Consider the following 1611-nt stretch of genomic DNA (forward strand, 5'->3'; position numbering starts at 1 on the left):
CTTCATTGAAAGTTACCGTAGCAGTACCACAGTTATCGGTGGCCGTAAGCGTTTCAGCAGTAGGCACCGCATCACATTCCACAGTGGCATCAGCAGGTAGCGCTTCAACAAAAGTAGGGGCGGTTGTATCTTGTACAGTTATAGTTTGTGTATGTACGGTTTCTAGACCACACTCATCCGTAGCCGTCCAGGTACGAGCTAAGGAGTAGCTAGAAGGACAATCACCATCGGTTCTAACTTCATTAAAAGTTACCGTAGCAGTACCACAGTTATCGGAAGCCGTAAGCGTTTCAGCAGTAGGCACCGCATCACATTCCACAGTAGCATCAGCAGGTAGCGCTTCAACAAAAGTAGGGGCGGTTGTATCTTGAATTGTGAACGTCGCAGTGGTTTCAGAAGTGTTACCACAAGCATCTGTAGCCGTAAAAGTAACTGTAGCTGAACCAGTGTTTCCACAATCATCACTTAAAGAAGTGAAGTTGTTTGACCAAGTGATTGCCGAACAATCATCAGTTGCTGTTGCACCTCCATTTGAAGTTAACCAATCATTTAATTCTTGAGTATTTCCTGAACCATCACATTGAGTTGTGTATGCAGAGGCCTCAGTAGTTATGCTTGGAGCCGTTGTATCTTTAATGATATAAGTTGCAGCAGTTGAGCTTGAGTTATTGCATGAATCAGTAGCAATGAAAGTTACCACAATTCCGCCACCATCACAGTCTACAGCTGTGTTTTGACCGTAATCATTAGACCAAGTTATCTCACTACAGTTATCAGAAGCCGTTGCACCACCATTATTATCTAACCAGTTTTGGAGTGCATCAGAATCTGTATCGCCACATTCGATTTCGATGTTGCTTGCCGCAATATCAATAGTAGGATTAGTAGTGTCTTGAATTGTGAAAGTAGCCTGGGCAGAGATATCGTTACCACACTCATCTGTTAGGGTAAACGTTACGGTTTCAGAACCGGTAGCACCACACAGGTCACTAAGCCCGGCACTATTGTTTGTTACAGTGGCAGTGCCACAAGAGTCAGAACCAGAGAAGCTCGTTAACCAAGCGGCAAAAGCTCCGCTGGGGTCAGCAGTACCGTCACATTCCACAGTCATATCGCTAGGCGCCACATCCCAAGTAGGGTCCGTAGTATCTTGAACAGTTATAGTTTGAGTATGTACGGTTTCTAAACCACACTCATCAGTAGCCGTCCATGTTCTAGTTAAAGTATAGCTAGCAGGGCAAGCGCCATCAGTTCTAACTTCATTGAAAGTTACCGTGGCAGTACCACAGTTATCAGTAGCAGTAAGCGTTTCAGCTGGAGGTAAAGCATCACATTCCACATTGCCATAAGCAGGTAGCGCTTCCACGAATGTTGGAGCTGTTGTGTCTTGAATTGTAAAAGTAGCCTGGGCAGAGATATCGTTACCACACTCATCTGTTAGGGTAAACGTTACGGTTTCAGAACCGGTAGCACCACACAGGTCACTAAGCCCGGCACTGTTGTTTGTTACAATGGCATTACCACAAGAGTCAGAACCAGAGAAGCTCGTTAACCAAGCGGCAAACGCTCCGCTGGGGTCAGCAGTACCGTCACATTCCACAGTCATATCGC

1 pseudogene is annotated in these 1611 nt (G+C 45.6%); it reads right to left on the reverse strand.

Annotated elements, in window-relative coordinates:
- Window positions 1-1611 (reverse strand): annotated as a pseudogene (locus ACB104_RS16065) (HYR-like domain-containing protein); the annotation flags it as partial.

The sequence above is a fragment of the Tamlana flava genome (genome assembly GCF_041287255.1).
In the GTDB taxonomy this organism is placed as follows: Bacteria; Bacteroidota; Bacteroidia; order Flavobacteriales; family Flavobacteriaceae; genus Tamlana; species Tamlana flava.